Here is an 18,795-nt window from a genome sequence, read left to right on the forward strand (position 1 = left end):
GGGACGCCTCGGCGTCCTTTTTTGCAGGCAGAATCTGCGCAATGAACACAACACAACGCCGTCTGGCGTCCGGTCTCATGACCGCTGCCAGTTTGGCCGCCGCAACGGATATTCGGGCCCCTGGTCCTCAAGGCCCGCTGCAAGGCACGCTCCTCGCGGCAAGTTCGGCACACCGAACTGCGGCGCTGATCATTCCCGGCTCGGGCCCCACCGACCGGAATGGCAACAGCCCTCGTGGCCTGCACACCGACACCTACCGACTGCTGGCCGAAGGTCTGGCCTCGCACGGTATCAGCAGCGTACGCATCGACAAGCGGGGGATGTACGGCAGTGCGGCCGCCAGTCCGGATGCCAGACTCCTTTTACTTGACCAGACCAGTCATACCTTGAAGCTGGTCGCCAGCGACGACCGCACAGGGAATCTGCAAACCTATACCGACCCGACCCGGCTCGGCCGCTGGCACCGTCACTACGCCCGGCACAAGCACTAAACCACCCCCGCCTTGACGGCCACCATGGCCAGCGTCGAAGCGGTAAAGCTGCCATCCGCCTCCAGTTGCAGGCCCTGCACCACCTCGGCAGGCGCCCCTTGCTGCAACAAGCGGATCGCCTGCACCAGCGGTGCTGGCGTGCGCATGCGCGCCACCCAGTCGGCAAACACCAGACGCAAGGGCCAGTGCTGCACTTGCTGCAGGCTTAGCCCCCCTGCAGCCAGCATCCCGCGCCATTGCGTCTCACTGTAATTGCGCAGATGTGAGCGATCCCGCAGCAACTCAAAAGTCTGCAGATGGGTATCCACCAGCGCCGACTCATGCCCCGCGACATCGATCAGCAGCCAGGTGCCCCCCGGGCGCAATACCCGGTGCACTTCGGCCAGCGCACCGGCAACATCGCCCCAGTGATGGGCACTGTAACGACTGGCCACCAGGTCAAACTGCCCGTCGGCAAAGGGCAGACAATGCGCCACGCCCTCAATCGTCTCGACTTGCCCCAGCCCGCGCCGGCTGGCTTCCTCCTGCACCGTCTGCAACATGGCAGGCGAGGGATCCAGCGCCCACACCCGCTCAAACTGCGCCGCCAGCGCAAACGTCAGATGACCGGCACCACAGCCCAGATCAAGCGCCAGACCACCAGGCGGCAAGGCGGGCAGGCACTGTTCGCGCAACCAGCGCAGATCCGGCCCATCGGCATGCACGCTGCTGGTCAGATAGGCCTGCGCCTGCGGATCAAACTGCTGTTGAATGGTTTCAGCATGGTGTGTCATGGCATTCTCCCGATCATGGTGCAGTCAGCTTAGGCGCCACACCATACTGTTACAAGATAAGCACTTATCCTATTATCAGAGCTAACTGCCAACTGGATAAGCTCATGTCTGATCCCGCCCCGCTCGGTACGTTTCTGCGCGCCATCCGGGCACGCCTGCAACCACAGGAAGTCGGCCTGCCCCCCGGACAGCGCCGTCGGACCCCCGGCCTGCGCCGCGAAGAAGTCGCCCTGCTGTGCGGCATCAGTCCCACCTGGTATACCTGGCTGGAGCAGGGACGTGTCAGCAGCCCGTCCGGACCGACCCTGCAGGCCATCGCCCGCGGACTAAAGCTGTCCCTCGCCGAACGTCACTATCTGTTTCAGCTGGCCGCCCGCAGCGACCCGCAACCCGCACAGCGCCATCACGACCCGCACGCGCTGTCCCCCCTGCTGGCGGCCCTGCAGACCCCCGCCTACCTGCTCGACCCTCACTGGCATATCGTCGCCAGCAACCTGGCGGCGCAACAGCGCTTTGCCGGCTGGCTGGATCAGCCCGCCGCACCGGAGCACAACCTGTTGCGCTTCGTCTTTCTCGACCCGCGCGCCCGGCAGTGGATCGTCGACTGGCCGCAGCGAGCCAGACGGCTGGTTGCCGAATACCGCGCCGACAGCGCCGCACTGGCCCGCGACCCGCTGCATTGGCTGCTGATCGACGAACTGACGCAACACAGCCAAGCATTTCGACAATGGTGGGACGCCCAGGAAGTACTGCAACGCGAAGGAGGCATACGCCGCTTTCGTCATCCGACCGGTGAGCTGCACTGCTACCGGCAGTTCACCCTGCACCTGCCGCAGCACCCCCAATGGAAACTGGTCACCCTGCTGCCCGTGCCAGACGGGCCGGGCGAGGCTGAATCAGCATCCGGTGTGCCAGCAGACAGACCAGGGACAGCACCAGATACACCCACAGCAGATCCTGAGGATCACTGATCGGCAGCAAACTGAGCACCAACGCCGTCAGGCTGGTCATCAGGGTATTGATCAGAAACATCAGCGCCGTGGCCGTACCGGCAATATGGCCGAACATGGCCAGCCCCTTGCCCATCGACATCGGGAAAATAAACCCCTGGGCACAGAACATCAGCGCACTGACGATGCACAACAGCGCCAGATGGCTGCCAAGCCACCAGCCCGCCAGCAAGCCGCACAGCGCCACGGCCAGCAGCAACAGCGTGGCGACGGCCTGCAGCCGCTCGACGGCAAAGCGGCCAATCAGCCAGCGGCAGAGAAACGTCGCCAGCATGAAGGCACAGCCCAGCAACAGGGCAATGTGGCCAAACACGATGGGTGAATAGTGCAGCCGACCCTGAATCAGGAAGGGGCCGACGGTATTGAACGCAATACTCAGCGAGTACACCGCCCCCATCATCAGCACCAGCCCCATGAACTCGCGATGACGCAGCACCTCGGCCAGATTGCGCCGGATGATCGCCAGCTGCAGCGGATGACGGTTGAAATGCGTCTCCGGCACGATGCGGCGGATCAGCAGCAACAGCAGCCCCATCAGTGCGGCCAGAGACACGAAGCTGGCCTGCCAGCCAAACCACACCTGCAGATAGCCACCGAGCAAGGGACCAATGATCGGACCGAGGGCAAACATACTGCCGGTCAGCACCCCCAGCCGCACCAGCTCCGACGGCGCCAGCACGTCCGAATAGATCGAACGCGCCACCACCGAGATCGAGCCGATCATCAGCCCCTGCAACCAGCGGGTCAGCAACAACATGCCGATCGTCGGCCAGCACACTGGCAGCAGGCTGGTCAGCATGAAACCGGACATCGCTGCCAGCAGCAAACGGCGCCGTCCCCAGGCATCGGTGAGAAAACCGGTGACAAAGTTACCCAGCGCATAACCGAACAGATACAGGCTGATCAAATCCTGACCCAGCGTCTGGCTGGTATGTAGCGCCAGCGTGATCGCTGGCAGCGACGGCGACACCAGGTCCACCACCATGCCGATTACCGGCAACAGACAAAGCAAAACGCGCACGATCGCCGTGCGCCGTGACGCCGACAGCGCCAGGGAAACAGTAGTCATGCCAATCCTTGTTGCAGGGGGCAGCACCCGCTGCCCATTGAAACCATCAGGGAGTCAAACAGGTCGTCTGACAGACGAAGAGAAGGTCGCGAACATCATGCCGCGATACATTGAGACAGCACATCAGAGCATTCCGATGTGCTGACGGCGCCGGCATCAGCACAAGGGAGAATGCGGGGAAAACTTGCTGCAGTGAGTGACGAAAAAGGCCCGCACATTACGGACATTGGCCTGCGTGGTCAGCAAGCGATGCGCCAGCTGATGGTAGGCCGGCATGTCGGCCAACGCCAGCACCAGCACCAGATCCGGCCCGGGAGACACCCGATAGCACTGCGTCACGGCCGGCTCGTCGGCCACCAGCGCCTCGAAAGCCGCCAGTGCCTCAGCCGACTGACGCTCCAGCGAAATTTCCACCAGCGCCGTCAGGCCAATCCCCTGCGCCTGCGGCGCCACCAGGGCCACCGTGCGCTGGATCAGTCCGAGCTGTTTCAAACGACGCACCCGACGCAGACAGGTGGGCGCCGAGGCATGCACCCGCTCGGCCAGCTGCTGATTGCTCAGGTCGGCATCCTGCTGCAGCTGCTGCAGAATACGCTGATCCAGCTCATCCACCTGATGATTAATTTCTTGATAAGTCATATTTTGAAATTCGATTTCAATATTCAAATGTCTTGACGAATCGTTTCATATACCTGAGTTTTTTGAAACCATTCAACACCGCAATCGACCTAGCATAACCACATCATTCAACAAGGAGCAACCGCATGTGTGGCATTGTCGGCGCCGTGGCGCAACGCAATATCCTGCCCATCCTGGTCGAGGGGCTGAAGCGACTGGAATACCGTGGCTATGATTCCTGCGGCGTCGCCCTGTACCAGAACGGACAACTGCAACGCGCCCGCAGCACAGCCCGGGTCGCCGACCTGCAGGCCCATGTCACTGCCCAGGCCATGAGCGGCTATACCGGCATTGCCCACACCCGCTGGGCCACCCACGGACGACCGGAAACCTGCAATGCCCACCCGCATTTCTCGCCCGATGAACAACAGCCGCGCATCGCCCTGTCGCACAACGGCATCATCGAAAACCATGATGAACTGCGACAGATGCTGCAGCAGCAGGGTTACCACTTCGCCAGCCAGACCGACAGCGAAGTCATCGCCCATCTGATCGACTACCTCTACCGCGGCGATCTGTTCGAGGCGGTACAGCAGGCCGTACAACGCCTCAACGGCAGCTACGCCATCGCCGTGCTGAGCCGCGAAGAACCACATCGCGTCGTCGGCGCACGCCAGGGCTCCCCGCTGGTACTCGGCCTGGGTGAGCAGGAACACTTCCTGGCCTCCGACGCCCTGGCACTGGCCGGGGTCTGCCAACGCTTTGTCTATCTGGAAGAAGGCGACGTGGCCGACATCCAGCTGCAGCGCTACTGGATCAGCGATGCCCAGGGGCAAGCGGTCGAGCGTCCGGTCCGCTTCGTCAGCGCCCAGGACAACCAGGTCGAACTCGGCCCCTATCGCCACTACATGCAGAAAGAGATCTTCGAACAACCGCGCGCAGTGGCCGACACCCTGCACGATGTGCTGGCCATCATGCCCGAGCTGTTCGGCGACGGCGCCTATCCGGCGCTGCGCGAAACCGGACGCGTGCTGATCCTGGCCTGCGGCTCCAGCTACTACGCCGGCCTGACGGCCAAATACTGGATCGAGAGCCTGGCACGCATCCCGGTCGATGTGGAGATCGCCAGCGAATACCGCTACCGCGACAGCATTGCCCACCCCGACACCCTGGTGGTCGCCATCTCGCAAAGTGGCGAAACCGCTGACACGCTGGCGGCCGTGCGCTTCGCCGGTGAACAAGGCATGACCCGCACCCTGGCCATCTGCAATGTCGCCAGCAGCGCCCTGGTGCGCGAATGCCAGCTGCAGTTCCTCACCCGTGCCGGCGTCGAAATCGGTGTCGCCTCCACCAAGGGCTTCACCACCCAGCTGGTCGCACTCTACCTGCTGGCGCTGTGCCTGGCACAAGCCCGTGGCCGCCTGAGCGACGAACAGGAAGCCGCCGAACTCAAGGCCCTGCGTCACCTGCCGCAGTCCATGCGCGCCGTCCTGGCCCTGGAGCCGCAGATCATCGCCTGGGCCGAACACTTTGCCGGCAAGGCCCACGCCCTGTTCCTCGGTCGCGGCCTGCACTACCCGGTCGCGCTGGAAGGCGCACTGAAACTCAAGGAGATTTCCTACATTCATGCCGAAGCCTACCCGGCCGGCGAACTGAAACACGGACCACTGGCACTGGTCAGCGAAGAGATGCCGGTGGTGGCCGTGGCACCGAATGACCGGCTGCTGGAAAAACTCAAATCCAATCTGCACGAAGTCGGCGCCCGTGGCGGTCAACTCTATGTGTTCTGCGACCGCGACAGCGCCATCGAACCAGGCGAATCCATCCGGGCCATCCGCCTGACCGAACACTACGGCCATCTCTCCCCGCTGCTGCATACCCTGGCAATGCAACTGCTGGCCTACCACACCGCCGTCGCCCGCGGCACCGACATCGACAAACCACGCAATCTGGCCAAGAGCGTCACCGTCGAATAATCCGCCAGCTCGGGGCACACAAGTTCGGGGTCAGGTCTTGTATTTTGCGTCCCGGCACACAAGTTCGGGGTCAGGTCTTGTATTTTGCGTCACGACGCAAAATACAAGACCTGACCCCGTTCCAGAACCAATCAGGCCGAGGCAGACTCGCCCACCACGCGATTGCGGCCCCCGTCCTTGGCGCGGTACAGCGCGCGGTCCACCCGCGCCAGCAAGCTTTGTGCGTTATCGTCTTCCTGCACACTGGCCACGCCAAAACTGGCCGACAAGGCGTCGATGATCGGGAAGTGGCAGCTCTCGACACGCTGACGCAACTTTTCCGCCAGTTCGAGTGCACTGAACAGGTCCGTATCCGGACAGATCAGCAAAAACTCTTCACCGCCCCAGCGGCCAATCACATCCACACTGCGCGTACTCTGCTTGAGCAATTGCGCCAGCGCCACCAGCACCATGTCGCCAACCGGGTGGCCATGGGTGTCGTTGATGCGCTTGAAAAAATCGATATCCAGCAACACCAGCGAAAACACCCCCCCATAGCGACGATAACGGTTGAGCTGCTCCTCCAGCACCCGGTCGAGCATCATACGGTTCCCCAGACCGGTCAGCGAGTCAGTCACGGTCAGCCGCTCCAGCTGGCGATTGCTTTCCAGCAGCTCCTGCTGCGCCAGCCTGACCTGGCCCAGCGCCTCCTGGGTTCGCTGACTGGCCTCCAGGGCCGCCGCCTCCGCCTGGCGGTGACGGGCGATGACGGTTTTCACTTTACCCAGCGTGGCATTGAAGCCCTCGACCACCTGGTCGAACTCCAGCAGCTGCGTCCTGGGCAAGGCCTGCAAATCTTCGGCCTGATTGCTGGCCAGATCATGCAAGGCATTGCGCAGGCTGCTGAGCGGCACGAACACCAGCCGCAGGCTGAAAAACAGCACCATCAGCAACAGGATGTTCGCCACCAGGACTTCCACCAGCCGCCGCAGCATGGCGACGGAGAGCGCCTGCTCGAGCCCGGCCCGCGAAAAATACACCGAAACCCGGCCAATACTGATCTTGCGCCGTGCCGGATCCACCTGCGGCGGTGGGAAAATCAGCACCTGGCGCATTTCATCTTCCAACTGGTCCGGTGCCCGCGAGGGCAAATCACTGCCGGACAAATTGCGCGCCAGCCCGGCCAGCGCTTCCTTCTGATCTGGTACATACAGATACACCGCCTGCACCTCATGCGGGATCAATGCCGCCTCCAGTTTGGCATTGACCACCCCCAGGTCCATGTCCCACAGGGGCTGAGCCAGATCCTGCTGCAATCTGCTGGCAATATCGCGCTGCAAAGCGACAAAGCGATTCTCCAGGTCGTGCCGCAGCAGACGTTGCTCGTAATAGGCAAAGGCCCCCAGCGTGGTGGTGGTCACCACCACAAACAGCAGGATCAGCCGCAGGCGAATGGACTTCATGGCGTCATCCGGGCCACCGGATAGCGGCTGGCAATCTGGTCAAACAATGCGCGAAAGGTCTTCAGCTCGGGGTGGCTGGCTTCATATTTTTTACTGAAGCCGACATGCACGCTCTCGGTCTTGACCAGCATGATGCGCCGCGATTTATAGCGCATGCGTTCCGGCAGGCCCTGCGCCTCCAGCGTGGTGATCGCCTGGTCCAGCACCAGGCTGGGATTGACCACACAATCAATCTCCCCCACCAGCATTTTCTTGACCAGCCCGGTAAACGCCAGCCCTTCGACCACCTTGATCCGCCCCTGCGCCGCCATGGCAAAGAACTGCGGCCCGGGCGCCAGATAGCCGCGCTGATTGCCAAAGGTCAGGCCGGCAAAATCATCCGGATAGCGCCTGAATTGCCGGTCCGCCACCGCATCGCGGTTGCAGTGCACCGCCACATCTTCCTGATAAATCGCTTTGGAATGGTTCAGATACGGCCGCTCCTGTGGCCGATAGTAAGCGCCGATCAGCCCGGCACTCAGCCCTTCGCGCGTCTCCTCCAGTCCGCGCGCCCAGGACGCAAAGTGGATTTCAATCTGATAACCGGGAACCTGGCGGGCAATACGCAGAAAATGATCGATGTATTCCCCTTTGGGCATGCCGTTCTCTTGATACGACATCGGCTTTTGCCCTTCTTCGGAATAAAACACCAGCGTGGGACCGGCCGCGGCCGGCAAGGCCTGCAGGCTCAGCGCCAGCATCCACGCGCTTAATCGACGTCCCTGCTCACAATCCTGTCTCACGACTCACTCCCGAAAGTGCGCGACCGGCAGGGCGGCACTGATTCTTCCCGCGGCGACAAGCCGGAGAAAGCGCCGGGCCCACCGGAGTGCAATGCCTGATGCATTGACCATGTCCATTTTTCAAGGACAGGTGCATTTAAGTAAGCATTGGGTCAAAAGTCGCAATAAATCAATGTTCATGCACTTGGCCTACCCCAAGCGGGGCAGAAACTTTCTGTTTAAGGCGCTGAAAGTGACAGGTGCTGACTGAGAAAATCCAGAAAGCAGGCAATCCGGGGAGCCAGGCTGCTCTGGCGGTAATACACCGCATGCACCGGCTGCCATACCGGCACCGTCTGCTCGGGCAAGATCTGACACAGTCTCCCCGCCTGCAGATCGGCCTGGGTCATGAAATCAGCCAGACACACCACCCCCTCTCCGTCCAGCGCCAACTGTCGCAAGGTCTCCCCGCTGGAAGCGCTCAGCGCTGGCGTGATGGCATAACGCTCACCCTGCCCGTGACGCAAGGGCCAGAGATTGAGGGACTCGGGCTGGGTAAAGCCGAGCAGGCGATGCTGTGCCAGTGCCGCCACACTGCCTGGCAGGCCATGGCGCGCCAGATAGCCGGGACTGGCCAGCACCCGCAGCGGGTAGCGGCCAAGGGCGCGGGCATGCAGCGTCGAGTCGCTCAATGCACCGATGCGGATGGCAATATCCGTGCGCTCCTCCAGCAAATCGATCAATTGATCACTGCTGTGCAGCGCCAGTTCAATTTGTGGATAGGCACGATGGAAGGCACCGACCAGTGGCACCAGCACATGCAGCATGAAAGGTGATGCCGCATTGATGCGCAGGCGACCGGCCGGCTGCTGCTTGCGAAGCGCCATCAGCTCGGCAGTCTGTGTCAGTTCTTCCAGGATGCGCCGCGCGCGCGGCAGGAAAAAGTGCCCCTCTTCGGTCAACACCATGCGGCGAGTCGTCCGCTGCAACAAGGCGGTCTCCAGCTTGCACTCCAGACGTGCCAGCGACCGGCTCACCGCCGACACGGTTTGCGTCAGCTGTTCGGCCGCGGCGGTCAGCGAGCCGCAGTCCACCACGGCCACAAAGGCCTGAAGCTCTTCGAAGGTCAGATTCATTTTTGCATTTTAGACAAAAATGTTTTCCGAATTAACCAGTTTTTCTGCAACAACCAATCCGCCACACTGCAGGCCTTATCACTTTGCAGGAGTCTGTACCATGCCCATTGCCTTGCTGGCGCTTACCATCAGCGCCTTTGCCATCGGCACCACCGAATTCGTGATCGTCGGGCTGATCCCGACCATTGCCGGCGATCTCGGCATCAGCCTGCCCTCTGCCGGGCTACTGGTCAGCCTGTATGCCCTGGGCGTCGCACTCGGCGCACCGCTGCTGACCGCCCTGACCGGCCGCGTCGCGCGCAAGCCACTGCTGCTCGGATTGATGATGCTGTTCACCCTGGGCAACCTGCTGGCCTGGCAGGCCCCCGGCTACGCCACCCTGGTTCTGGCCCGCGTCCTCACCGGTCTGGCACACGGCGTGTTCTTCTCCATCGGCTCGACTATCGCCACCGGTCTGGTGGCGCGCGACAAAGCTGCCAGCGCCATCGCCACCATGTTCTCCGGTCTGACTGTGGCCCTGGTCACCGGGGTACCGCTGGGCACTTTCATCGGCCAGCACCTTGGCTGGCGTGCCACCTTCCTGGCCGTGGCCCTGCTGGGGCTCCTGGCCCTGCTCAGTGCCAGTCTGTTCATCCCGCGCGACCTGCCGCAACCGCCCATCACCCGACTGAGCCAGCAACTGCGGGTTCTGCAGCAACCACGGCTGCTGCTGGTTTATGCCATGACGGCGGTCGGCTATGGCGGCTCTTTCGTCGCCTTCACCTTCCTGGCTCCCATCCTGCAGCAGGTCAGCGGCTTCAGCGCCAATGCCGTCAGCCTGGTCCTGCTGGCCTACGGCATCTCGGTCGCCATCGGAAATGTGTGGGGTGGCCGGCTGGCAGACCGCCGCGGCCCGGTGAACGCCCTGCAGATTGTGTTTGCCGGCCTGTCGGCAGTGTTGCTGCTGTTTGCCGTGACCGCGCCCATGCCCTGGCTGGCCTTGCTCACGGTCTTGCTGTGGGGGGCATTCGCTTTCGGCAATGTGCCGGGACTACAGGTCTATGTGGTGCAACTGGCGCAGCGGGTCAGCCCGCAATCCGTCGATGTCGCCTCCGGACTGAATATCGCGGCCTTCAATCTTGGCATCGCCGGCGGCGCCTGGCTGGGCGGGCTGATCGTCAGCCGCGCCGGCCTGATGCCCACCCCCTGGATCGGGGCCCTGATCGTGCTGCTGGCCCTGGCCCTGACCACCCTGAGCGGCCGTCTCGACCGCCGGGAACCGGGCGGGGAATGGGCCATGGGCACCCAGCCGCGTTGACCGAACGCTCAGGCGGCCGTGCCGGGTGCCGCAGCCTGCACATGCAGGCGCCAGCGCCCGTCGCGGCGCTCCAGCCGCAAACCGCGGTAGCGAATCAGATAGCGCAAGCCGACCAGCGCGGCGGTAACGCCGGCGCTCATGCCGACCAGCAGACCGCAGCGCGGACCGAAGCGGTCAGCCATCCAGCCGGCAAACGGTGCCCCCAGCGGCGTGCCACCCAGCATGATGGCCAGATGCATGGCCATCACCCGGCCGCGCATCGCCGGAGCCGAAGCCAGCTGCATGGCACTGTTGCAGGCGGTATTGAAGGTTTGCGCACAAACCCCGAGCAGCGTCAGACAGAGGGCAAACACCAGGTAATGCGGCCAGAGAATGGCGACGGCAAATACCAGTGCAAACGCGGCCGCGCTGCACACCAGCAAGGCAATGCGCGGCTGGCTGCGGCCGGCTGCCAGCAGGGCGCCGGTCACCGAGCCAATCGCCATGGTCGAACTCAGATAGCCGTATTGCTGTGCGCCGGCATGAAACACCCCGACCGACATGGTGGCGATGAAAATCGGGAAATTCAGCCCGAAGGTGCTGAACAGGAACATCATGGCCATCATCACCAGCAGATCCGGCCGACCGGCCACATAATGCAGCCCGTCGACAAAACCGCTGGATTGCCGCGGATCGCGCGGCTTGCGATACAGCTGTGGCACGCGCAAGGCCCCCAGCGAAGCCAGCACCGCGACAAATGACACCGCATTGACCACAAACACCCAGCCGGTGCCGATGGCGGCAATCATCACCCCGGCCAGCGCCGGACCGATCAGCCGCGCACTGTTGAACGACAGCGAGTTGAGCGCCACCGCATTGGACAGGCGCTGCTCGCTGGCCAGCTCGCTGACGAAACTGTGCCGCGCCGGCCCGTCAAAGGCCGTGACACAGCCCAGCAGACCGGCAAACAGATACACCTGCCACAGCCGGACCCAACCCGTCATCGACAACAGGCCGAGCGCCAGCGCCAGCAGTGCCGCCGCCGACTGCGTGGCCATCAGCAGCTTGCGACGGTCCAGTCGGTCTGCGGCCATGCCGGCCAGCGGTGTCAGCAGCATTTGCGGACCGAACTGCAAGGACATGACGATGCCGACCGCCGTGGCACTGTGGTGGGTCAACTCGGTCAGTACCAGCCAATCCTGCGCAGTGCGCTGCATCCAGGTGCCGATATTCGACACCAGAGCCCCCAGGGCCCAAAGGCGGTAATTGAATTCGCCCAGCGAGGCAAAGGTCTGCCCCAGACGGTGGCGAAGCCAGGCAGAGGCATCAGCGAAGAGTGCAGACATGATGTCGGGCCAGCGACGAAGGTGAAATGCTCAGTCTACCTTCGCCACTGGCCCGCTCCGGAACGGAATATTTAACAAATATGGCAGCCAGCGCCCTGCCAGGGCGCCATCAGAGCGGCAGCCACTCGATGGCGCGACAATCCGGCAGCCCGTCGTCACCCCAGGGCACGGCAGCCGCCCCGGCCAGCAAGGGGCGCAGATAACGCATGAAGGCCGGCGTCACCCACAGATTCTCGCGGTCGATGAAATCATCCGGCATCATGCGCTCGCGGTCGCCAATGTCGGCCAGCGGCACCGGCACCACCTCCCAGGACGGCGTGCTGCTGTCGCGGCGAGCCAGGCTGGTCATCACGCCATGCCGCCCGTTGACCGCCCACTCCACCGCCGTACTGCCGGCCAGATGCGCCAGCCGCAGATCGACGGCAGAGGCCAGATGGCGTGCCGCGCGCTGCAGGCAATCCACCTGAGCCACATGGCTGGTCATGCCCAGCTCGCGCTTGAGCAGCGCCGCCAGCCAGGTACCGACCCCGCCCAGCTGCTCATGGCCATAAATGGTATCGGAACGAATCTCGGCCAGCGCTCGCCCATCCTTTCCGGTCAAGCCCTCCGCCACGGTAATCGCGCAGTTGCCATGCGTTTCCAGACTTTGATTCACCTTCTGCAGGAACAGCGCCGCATCAAAGCTGGCCTCCGGCAGCAAAATCACCTGCGGCGCATCGCCGTCGTGATGGGCGGCCGCGGCCGTCGAGGCGGCCAGCCAGCCGGTATGCCGGCCCATGGTTTCCATGATGAAGATGCGCCGTTGCGCCATGCTGGCCATATCCACCGCCACCTCACGCATCTGCGTGGCGAGGAAGCGGGCGGCGGAAGGAAACCCCGGGCTGAAATCGGTGCCGACCAGATCGTTGTCGATGGTCTTGGGAATGCCGATCACCGTCAGCGGGTAGCCGGTATGCTGCTCGAACTGCGCCAGCCTGGCGGCACAGCCGATGCTGCCGTTCCCGCCGTTGATCAGCAGATGATGGATATCATGGCGCTCCAGCCGGTCACGCAGCGCCAGCCACTCCTGCGGCGCCTCCTCCCAGGACGGCACCATGTGACGGCTGACACCGAAACTGGCGCCCGGCAGGGTATGCAGTCGTGCCACTTCACTGTCACTGGCGTGCGCGGTATCGACCAGCTCCCCCTTCACCAGACCCGCCAGACCATCACGCGCGGCCAGCAGGGGCCGGTCCAGCCGGCGGGCCGCCTCGATCACCCCTTGGGCCGAGGCATTGAGCACGGCGGTCGGGCCGCCGGATTGCAAATAAAGCAGGGGAGTTGCCGTCATGATGTCGCTTTCCGCTTCTTGGGCGCTGTGCCGGATGAAGATCCATTTCAGCACAGGCCCGTCCGTCCGAACAGTCGCCCCCGGCAACAAGGTTTGACCCCGGACAAACAACCCTGCCCTCAGTCGCGATCAGTGCGCCAGTCCCCCCGTCCCCTGGCGCTGACGCACCAGTTCGTCGAGCAACTGGAAAGTCTGCTGACTGGCCTGCTCCAGCGCTTCAAACTGCTGCACGATCTGCTGCTGGCGCGGCGCATCCTCCAGCCAGTTGGTCTCGGACAGCTGCATGGCCCGCTGCATGGCCTGATGCAGTTTTTCGTGCGGCTCGCGCAGCGCGCGGAAGGCCGGCAGACCGGCATAGCCAGCCTGATCGGCCACACTCTGATACCAGCTGCCGAAGACGCTCTCCTGCGCCGCCACCGAAGCCAGTTGCCGGGCGCTGCTGACCTGGTCGCCGCCCATCACCCCGATGTAGCCATTCTGTTTGAAGGACAGCATCTCGACCTTGGCCTGCGAGGCCACGCAAATATCATGCAGGTGCGCGGTGCCGACCAGCGCCTGCTGGGCGCGCTGGGCACTGAGCTGAAAGCGCTGCTCCACCCCGGCCAGATGCTCGCCGGAAGCATGCGCCATACTGCGCATCGACTGACTGATCTCGGCCATGTCATGCGCACGGCTGCCCAGCGTCGCCATCGACTGCGCAATCTCGCCCGAGGCCTGCTTGCTGCGCTCGGCCAACTGGCGCACCGCATCCGCCACGACGGCAAACCCCCGCCCCATTTCCCCGGCGCGGGCTGCCTCGATCGCCGCATTGAGCGCCAGCAAATTGGTCTGATCGGCAATATCGGCGATCACCCCGACAGCGCGTCCCACCTCTTCCGACAGGCTGCTGAAATCCTGCACCGAGCCACTGGTCAGGTCGATCTGACTGGTAATCTGCGTCAGTGCCTGCACAATCTCGCCCACCAGTTGCTGGCTGTCGGATGCCGCCGCGGCGTTGTCGCGCGACAGCTCGGCCAGTTGCTGCGTGGTGGCGGCAATCCCCTGCATATCGCCGTCCGTGGTGGCCAGATTGGCCAACAGATTGCGGGCATTGAGCGCAGCCAGCCGGGAGAGCAGGGCATCGCGGTGCTCGGCCTCGGCATTCTGCGCCAGGATGGCAAAAGACTGATCGGTGTGATCCAGTGCCGCGCGGAAGCTGCCATGCAGGCCCACCGGCTGAACCCGGCGGAAAAACTGCCCGGCACAGGCACGACTGATCGCCGTCTGCTGCTCGCGGAAACAGGCCTCCAGCTGGTCCAGCATGTCGTTCAGCGCCCAGGCAATGCGGCCGAACTCGTCACTGGCGGGGATATGCGTGATGCGCAGCGTCAATTTGCCGCGCGCCACCTGCAGGGTGACATCTTCGATTTTCTGCAGCAGGCGAAAATCCACCCGACTGCGCAAGACATACAGATAGCCGGCTGCCATGGCCACCAGCCACAGCACAAGCTGCACCCAGTCGAAGCCGCTGTGCCAGCATGTCCAGACAAAGGCCAGTCCCTGCAGACTGCACAGGATCACGACCGCCAGACTGACCCTAGAGTGAAAGGACAAGTTGTTCATAACTGACCCCTTTCTGGCTCAGGACGGACTGCAGCAGGGCAACGGAGGCAGCACAGGCATCGCGCGGGCCGGCGCGCTGCTCTTCGGCCAGCATCTGCTGGTACAGATCGGCACAGATCTCTACCGCACTGCGCTTCGGGCAACGCCGTACCGAGTAATAGCCGATGATGCGCCCCTGCTCGTCATAGTCCGGCGTGACATTGGCAAACACCCAGTAAAAACTGCCGTCCTTGGCCATGTTCTTCACATAGGCAAAGATCTCATGACCACTACTGATGGTGTCCCACAGCAGCTTGAACACCCCGCGCGGCATGTCCGGATGTCGAATGATGTTGTGCTGGGCACCCAGCAACTCGGCTTCGGTATAACCGGAATACTCGATGAATACCCGGTTTCCGTAGGTGATGATGCCCTTGGTGTCTGTTTTCGAGACGATGAAGTCGTGCTCGCGCATGACCTTTTCCTGCCTGGTCGGCTGGATCTTGTTCTTCATGCTCCCCCCTGTGTGCAGCAGTACGCCCCATGCTGCCCGGCAGCCATCAGGCAGCAGTCACGACCCGCCTTCCATTATTGGGTCAGCCAGCGCACGATTCCAAATAGATATTCAAAAATACAGAGGCGAGGACACAAGCATTGCCAGCGCCCGCAGGGACACAGAAACAGGGGGGCAGATCAGCAAGGGGACAAGGCGGTGGTGGCCAACATGGCGCATGGCCGGCTGGCCATGCGCGCGAACGGGATCAGAGGATCAAACCGCGTCGAGATTGGCCTCGGCAGCGGCGGCCTCCGCAGCAGACAGACTGCCGAAGCGGCGCTTGCGGCCACCCTGGCCCTTGAGGCACTCGGGGCCGGTCGGCAGATCGTGGCGCATCACCACATAGGGACGCTGCTGGGCAGCACCATCGGTCTCCTCCAGGCAGGCTTGCCACGGGCCACGGGCCTTGGCGGCCAGCGGCGCAGACTTGACCGCTGCCGCGGCAGGAGTCACCGGCGCCACAGCGGCGCAAGAAGCAGAAAAGAAACGGGGGCGGCGCGACAGCACCTTTTGACGAAACGTAGCCATAACAACGATGTGATCCTGTACTTCAGAAAAAAGGCGTCAATATAACGACGTTTCGGCAAAAACTGTAGGGGATCATTCAGAAAACCAGCCCAAGATGCGCCTGCAATTGCCGACGACCCAGTGCGGTCAGTTGCAGGGCCCGGCTGTCCAGCACCGGCAAAACCCATTGCTGCTGCCGGCAGGCCTCCAGCAAGGCTGCCCCCAGCTGCCCGCCCAAATGCGGCCGACGCTCGCTCCAGTCAAGACAGCGACAGGCAAAGCGCCGCCGGCCGGCACGCCCGGACCCGTCCACGCCAAGCCGGGCCAGCCCCTGTTGCCCGGTCTCGGTCAACGCATAGTGCTCACCGTCCAGCCAGCCAAGACGGAACAAGCGATCATGCACCTGCACGGCCACTTCACCGGCCAGATGGTCATAACAGGTGCGGATATAACGCAGCGGCTCAGGCGTCTGACGGCGAATGACCGGCACCTCCGCGGCGACCAGCCCCAGCAACTGCTCCAGCGCCTCCGCCACCGGCACGCCAGCCAGACGAAAATAACGATGCCGCCCCTGCGGCAGACATTCGATCCACTGCTGTTGCTGCAGCCGCGCCAGATGGCTGCTGGCCGTCGATGCCGCCACCCCGGCCACGACGGCCAGCTCGGTGGCGGTATAGGCACGGCCATCCAGCAGGGCACACAACATGCGCGCCCGGGTTTTGTCGGCAACGGCAGCCGCCAGGGCCGCCAGCCGGTTTTCCATCCAGTCTTCTTCCATATTTCGATGGTAAGCGAAGCATCCGGTCCGGCCTAGCCCTATCTTGTCCCTGCAACACATTCATCAGGAGCCGCCATTGACCTTGCACACACACACCCAACCCGACCCGGCGCTGCACGCAGACCCCGCCCTGCCCGGCTGGCAGACCCGCTCAGCCGAAGCCGCCCGCGCCGTACTGCGCTGCCCGGCACTGCGGGTTCGACCGCTCGCCGAGCCCGTACCCGCTGCCCTGCTGGGCAGTGAGGCCGGCGAACTGTTCGCCCATCTGGTACGCATGCAAGATGGCGCAGCTCATGCCAACTTGAAAGCCGCCATCCGCCAGGCACTGGACAACTTCGAGCACGCGGCGCTGCGCGAGCGGACCCGTCATGTCGCCAGGCAACTACCCGCGCCGCAGACCGGGGACGAACTGACTGCCTATTGTTACCACCTGCCCTCGGCCGTGCTGGCCGATGCCTTCGGCCTGGCCCCGGCACACTGGCCTGCCATTGGCCAGGAAGTGCTCGCCATGCTGCGTTGCATCGCCCCCGGGGGGCTGCCGGCCGAAATCGCGGCCGGAGCCCGGGCCGCCAGCCAGCTCATGCAGCGCATTCGCCAGCAACTCGACCACCCCGGCCCCTTGCTGCAAACGCTGGCACAAACCCTTGAACGTAGCGGTCTGGCCAACACCACGACCCTGCTGGTGGCCAACGCCGTCGGTTTGTGGTTTCAGGCCTGCGAAGGCTGTGCCGGCCTGATCGGACAGAGCCTGCTCCAGGCCGAACAACAGCAGTGGCAAGGGCAAAGCCGCGACTGGATCCGCCAGGCCCTGCATGTGCAAGCCCCGATTCAGAATACCCGTCGCTTCGCGGCGGAACCCGTCAACCTGCTCGGTTGCCCGGTTCAGGCCGGCGACACCTTGCTGATCACCCTGGCCGGCCATACGGCCGATGGACCGAACGATCTGGCATTCGGCGACGGGGTGCATGCCTGCCCTGGCGCCGACTGGGCAGATGCCGTGGCCCAGGGGGGGATCGAACACCTGCTGCAAGGCGGTATCAGCCGACGCCCCCTGCCGAGCTGGCACTGGCGCCGTTCCCTTAATGCCCGTGTTGTGGAATTTGAATAAAGGTCAAAACGATGATTGCCGTCATTTTCGAAGTCGAACCGGCAGAAGGCGCCCGAGCACACTATCTCGACCTGGCTGCCCAACTGAAGGACGAATTGATGCAGATGGATGGCTTCCTCTCCATCGAACGCTTCCAGAGCCTGAGCCAGCCGGAAAAACTGCTGTCCCTGTCCTTCTGGCGTGATGAACACGCCGTTGCGCGCTGGCGCTCGCTGGCATCCCATCGCCGTGCGCAGCAGGCCGGCAGAAACGGCGTCTTTGCCGCCTACCGCCTGCGGGTCGCCAGCGTCATGCGGGATTACGGCCTCGATGAACGGACACAGGCACCGGCAGACAGCCGGATACGCCACGGCGCCTGAAGCACGGCCGGCGCCTCAGGGCGGCGTCGGCCAGCTGCCCAGATCCTCGCAGTGCTCCACAACGACCTGCTGATGCTGCGCATCATTCGGCAGATACACCTGATTGACGGCAGAGGGAGGATAGATCTGTGTCTCGCCGCATTGAGCGCTCTGCCCCGGCCCCAGCACCATCCGCGCACCCGGCTTGAGCGTGCAGCGACTGAGATGATCCAGCGCACTCCAGGACGGGCAGATGTCATTGGCCAGACGATAGGCATCGCGCGGCCCCTGCGGCCGCTGCAGCGACCACCAGCCACCGAGCGCGGTATAGGGCTTGCTGCTGTCCCACACCCGGTACACCGTCAGCGTTTGCCCGGCTTGCAGCTGTCCCACCTTGCCCTGGCACAGCTTGCCCTGCAGCGGCGCACCGAGCGCCCGGGCCAGCAGCGCCGGATCAGCGACCTCGACCACGCCGGGCGGCATGGGCTGCACCTCGCCGACACAGACATTGTCGGTGCCGGCGACAGGCGCCATGGTCGAACTGCAGGCCGACAACAGTGCGGTGGCGAACACCACAATGACAGGGTTAAAACGACGCAGCATGGGCAGGCTCCCGGTTCCATGCCGGGTGCCATCGGCACACCGGTCATCCATGATGATAGTGCAATGCCGACAGCATACAACCTGTCCATTTGTGAT

General features: G+C 63.6%; 19 protein-coding genes. 6 read left to right on the forward strand and 13 right to left on the reverse strand.

The genetic code is table 11. The annotated features are described in order from the left end of the window. Positions 1 to 41 precede the first annotated feature (41 nt). Positions 42 to 491 carry a hypothetical protein gene (locus AACH39_RS10525; RefSeq protein ID WP_338619872.1) on the forward strand — a complete coding sequence of 150 codons (450 nt, stop codon included), beginning with the start codon at positions 42 to 44 and terminating at the stop codon, positions 489 to 491. Here the strand turns inward: AACH39_RS10525 and AACH39_RS10530 are convergent. Beyond that, on the reverse strand, positions 488 to 1,264 hold the full coding sequence (locus tag AACH39_RS10530; RefSeq protein ID WP_338619873.1) for a class I SAM-dependent methyltransferase: 777 nt from the start codon (positions 1,262 to 1,264) through the stop codon (positions 488 to 490). The two genes, AACH39_RS10525 and AACH39_RS10530, sit on opposite strands and share 4 nt — an antisense overlap. 104 nt (positions 1,265 to 1,368) lie before the next feature. On the opposite strand from AACH39_RS10530, the gene AACH39_RS10535 reads away from it, so the two are divergent. Beyond that, the gene (locus AACH39_RS10535; protein ID WP_338619874.1) at positions 1,369 to 2,235 is read left to right on the forward strand and encodes a helix-turn-helix transcriptional regulator; all 867 of its coding nucleotides are present in this window, start codon (positions 1,369 to 1,371) and stop codon (positions 2,233 to 2,235) included. On the opposite strand, the gene AACH39_RS10540 is transcribed toward AACH39_RS10535, so the two are convergent. Beyond that, positions 2,120 to 3,343 carry a Bcr/CflA family efflux MFS transporter gene (locus AACH39_RS10540; protein ID WP_338619875.1) on the reverse strand — a complete coding sequence of 408 codons (1,224 nt, stop codon included), beginning with the start codon at positions 3,341 to 3,343 and terminating at the stop codon, positions 2,120 to 2,122. The genes AACH39_RS10535 and AACH39_RS10540 overlap by 116 nt on opposite strands. A gap of 156 nt (positions 3,344 to 3,499) precedes the next feature. Further along, positions 3,500 to 3,982 carry an Lrp/AsnC family transcriptional regulator gene (locus AACH39_RS10545; protein WP_338619876.1) on the reverse strand — a complete coding sequence of 161 codons (483 nt, stop codon included), beginning with the start codon at positions 3,980 to 3,982 and terminating at the stop codon, positions 3,500 to 3,502. Between the two features lie 125 nt (positions 3,983 to 4,107). Between AACH39_RS10545 and glmS the strand changes: the two genes are divergently transcribed. Then, a complete protein-coding gene (gene glmS, locus AACH39_RS10550) occupies positions 4,108 to 5,937 on the forward strand; it encodes a glutamine--fructose-6-phosphate transaminase (isomerizing) (RefSeq protein WP_338619878.1) in 1,830 nt (609 codons plus the stop codon). Positions 5,938 to 6,068: 131 nt separating this feature from the next. Here the strand turns inward: glmS and AACH39_RS10555 are convergent, their stop codons facing one another. From AACH39_RS10555 to AACH39_RS10565, 3 genes are all read right to left on the reverse strand, one after another. Next, complete coding sequence (locus AACH39_RS10555; RefSeq protein ID WP_215780049.1) at positions 6,069 to 7,379, reverse strand: sensor domain-containing diguanylate cyclase; 1,311 nt, start codon at positions 7,377 to 7,379, stop codon at positions 6,069 to 6,071. Continuing rightward, a complete protein-coding gene (locus tag AACH39_RS10560; RefSeq protein ID WP_215780046.1) occupies positions 7,376 to 8,161 on the reverse strand; it encodes a transporter substrate-binding domain-containing protein in 786 nt (261 codons plus the stop codon). Before AACH39_RS10560 ends, AACH39_RS10555 begins: the two co-directional genes overlap by 4 nt. A gap of 218 nt (positions 8,162 to 8,379) precedes the next feature. Then, on the reverse strand, positions 8,380 to 9,276 hold the full coding sequence (locus AACH39_RS10565) for a LysR family transcriptional regulator (RefSeq protein WP_215780044.1): 897 nt from the start codon (positions 9,274 to 9,276) through the stop codon (positions 8,380 to 8,382). A 100-nt stretch (positions 9,277 to 9,376) separates the two neighbouring features. On the opposite strand from AACH39_RS10565, the gene AACH39_RS10570 reads away from it, so the two are divergent. After that, a complete protein-coding gene (locus AACH39_RS10570; RefSeq protein WP_338619882.1) occupies positions 9,377 to 10,573 on the forward strand; it encodes an MFS transporter in 1,197 nt (398 codons plus the stop codon). An 8-nt stretch (positions 10,574 to 10,581) separates the two neighbouring features. Here the strand turns inward: AACH39_RS10570 and AACH39_RS10575 are convergent, their stop codons facing one another. The 6 genes from AACH39_RS10575 to AACH39_RS10600 form a co-directional block, all read right to left on the reverse strand. Next, complete coding sequence (locus AACH39_RS10575; protein ID WP_338619884.1) at positions 10,582 to 11,898, reverse strand: MFS transporter; 1,317 nt, start codon at positions 11,896 to 11,898, stop codon at positions 10,582 to 10,584. 109 nt (positions 11,899 to 12,007) lie between these two features. Next, positions 12,008 to 13,228 (reverse strand): 6-phosphofructokinase, encoded by a 1,221-nt coding sequence (locus AACH39_RS10580; RefSeq protein WP_215780040.1) that lies wholly within the window; start codon positions 13,226 to 13,228, stop codon positions 12,008 to 12,010. A 129-nt stretch (positions 13,229 to 13,357) separates the two neighbouring features. Continuing rightward, positions 13,358 to 14,830, reverse strand: a complete 1,473-nt coding sequence (locus AACH39_RS10585) for a methyl-accepting chemotaxis protein (protein ID WP_338619885.1) — start codon at positions 14,828 to 14,830, stop codon at positions 13,358 to 13,360. Then, positions 14,805 to 15,323, reverse strand: coding sequence for a PAS domain-containing protein (locus AACH39_RS10590; RefSeq protein WP_215780037.1), 519 nt, complete (start codon positions 15,321 to 15,323; stop codon positions 14,805 to 14,807). Before AACH39_RS10590 ends, AACH39_RS10585 begins: the two co-directional genes overlap by 26 nt. Positions 15,324 to 15,578: 255 nt before the next feature. Then, a complete protein-coding gene (locus AACH39_RS10595) occupies positions 15,579 to 15,893 on the reverse strand; it encodes a hypothetical protein (RefSeq protein WP_215780034.1) in 315 nt (104 codons plus the stop codon). Positions 15,894 to 15,969: 76 nt separating this feature from the next. Continuing rightward, the gene (locus AACH39_RS10600) at positions 15,970 to 16,650 is read right to left on the reverse strand and encodes a winged helix-turn-helix domain-containing protein (protein ID WP_338619886.1); all 681 of its coding nucleotides are present in this window, start codon (positions 16,648 to 16,650) and stop codon (positions 15,970 to 15,972) included. 76 nt (positions 16,651 to 16,726) lie between these two features. On the opposite strand from AACH39_RS10600, the gene AACH39_RS10605 reads away from it, so the two are divergent. Together AACH39_RS10605 and AACH39_RS10610 are read left to right on the forward strand one after the other, a co-directional pair. Beyond that, complete coding sequence (locus AACH39_RS10605) at positions 16,727 to 17,758, forward strand: hypothetical protein (protein WP_338619887.1); 1,032 nt, start codon at positions 16,727 to 16,729, stop codon at positions 17,756 to 17,758. Between the two features lie 11 nt (positions 17,759 to 17,769). Beyond that, positions 17,770 to 18,117, forward strand: coding sequence for an antibiotic biosynthesis monooxygenase (locus AACH39_RS10610; protein ID WP_215779996.1), 348 nt, complete (start codon positions 17,770 to 17,772; stop codon positions 18,115 to 18,117). A 15-nt stretch (positions 18,118 to 18,132) separates the two neighbouring features. Here AACH39_RS10610 and AACH39_RS10615 read toward each other — a convergent pair whose 3' ends face one another. Next, entirely contained in the window at positions 18,133 to 18,699 is a 567-nt protein-coding gene (locus tag AACH39_RS10615) for a hypothetical protein (RefSeq protein WP_338619888.1), read from the reverse strand. Positions 18,700 to 18,795 lie beyond the last annotated feature (96 nt).

This window comes from Paludibacterium flexuosum, assembly GCF_037076605.1.
GTDB lineage: Bacteria > Pseudomonadota > Gammaproteobacteria > Burkholderiales > Chromobacteriaceae > Paludibacterium.

Excerpts from the sequence above, each read along its gene's own strand:
- AACH39_RS10570 (WP_338619882.1), top strand. The coding sequence starts at position 9,377 with ATGCCCATTGCCTTGCTGGCGCTTACCATCAGCGCCTTTGCCATCGGC.
- AACH39_RS10585 (WP_338619885.1), bottom strand. The coding sequence starts at position 14,830 with ATGAACAACTTGTCCTTTCACTCTAGGGTCAGTCTGGCGGTCGTGATC.
- AACH39_RS10540 (WP_338619875.1), bottom strand. The coding sequence starts at position 3,343 with ATGACTACTGTTTCCCTGGCGCTGTCGGCGTCACGGCGCACGGCGATC.
- AACH39_RS10525 (WP_338619872.1), top strand. The coding sequence starts at position 42 with ATGAACACAACACAACGCCGTCTGGCGTCCGGTCTCATGACCGCTGCC.
- AACH39_RS10590 (WP_215780037.1), bottom strand. The coding sequence starts at position 15,323 with ATGAAGAACAAGATCCAGCCGACCAGGCAGGAAAAGGTCATGCGCGAG.
- AACH39_RS10555 (WP_215780049.1), bottom strand. The coding sequence starts at position 7,379 with ATGAAGTCCATTCGCCTGCGGCTGATCCTGCTGTTTGTGGTGGTGACC.
- AACH39_RS10545 (WP_338619876.1), bottom strand. The coding sequence starts at position 3,982 with ATGACTTATCAAGAAATTAATCATCAGGTGGATGAGCTGGATCAGCGT.
- glmS (WP_338619878.1), top strand. The coding sequence starts at position 4,108 with ATGTGTGGCATTGTCGGCGCCGTGGCGCAACGCAATATCCTGCCCATC.
- AACH39_RS10565 (WP_215780044.1), bottom strand. The coding sequence starts at position 9,276 with ATGAATCTGACCTTCGAAGAGCTTCAGGCCTTTGTGGCCGTGGTGGAC.
- AACH39_RS10530 (WP_338619873.1), bottom strand. The coding sequence starts at position 1,264 with ATGACACACCATGCTGAAACCATTCAACAGCAGTTTGATCCGCAGGCG.
- AACH39_RS10575 (WP_338619884.1), bottom strand. The coding sequence starts at position 11,898 with ATGTCTGCACTCTTCGCTGATGCCTCTGCCTGGCTTCGCCACCGTCTG.
- AACH39_RS10610 (WP_215779996.1), top strand. The coding sequence starts at position 17,770 with ATGATTGCCGTCATTTTCGAAGTCGAACCGGCAGAAGGCGCCCGAGCA.
- AACH39_RS10595 (WP_215780034.1), bottom strand. The coding sequence starts at position 15,893 with ATGGCTACGTTTCGTCAAAAGGTGCTGTCGCGCCGCCCCCGTTTCTTT.
- AACH39_RS10600 (WP_338619886.1), bottom strand. The coding sequence starts at position 16,650 with ATGGAAGAAGACTGGATGGAAAACCGGCTGGCGGCCCTGGCGGCTGCC.
- AACH39_RS10535 (WP_338619874.1), top strand. The coding sequence starts at position 1,369 with ATGTCTGATCCCGCCCCGCTCGGTACGTTTCTGCGCGCCATCCGGGCA.
- AACH39_RS10580 (WP_215780040.1), bottom strand. The coding sequence starts at position 13,228 with ATGACGGCAACTCCCCTGCTTTATTTGCAATCCGGCGGCCCGACCGCC.
- AACH39_RS10615 (WP_338619888.1), bottom strand. The coding sequence starts at position 18,699 with ATGCTGCGTCGTTTTAACCCTGTCATTGTGGTGTTCGCCACCGCACTG.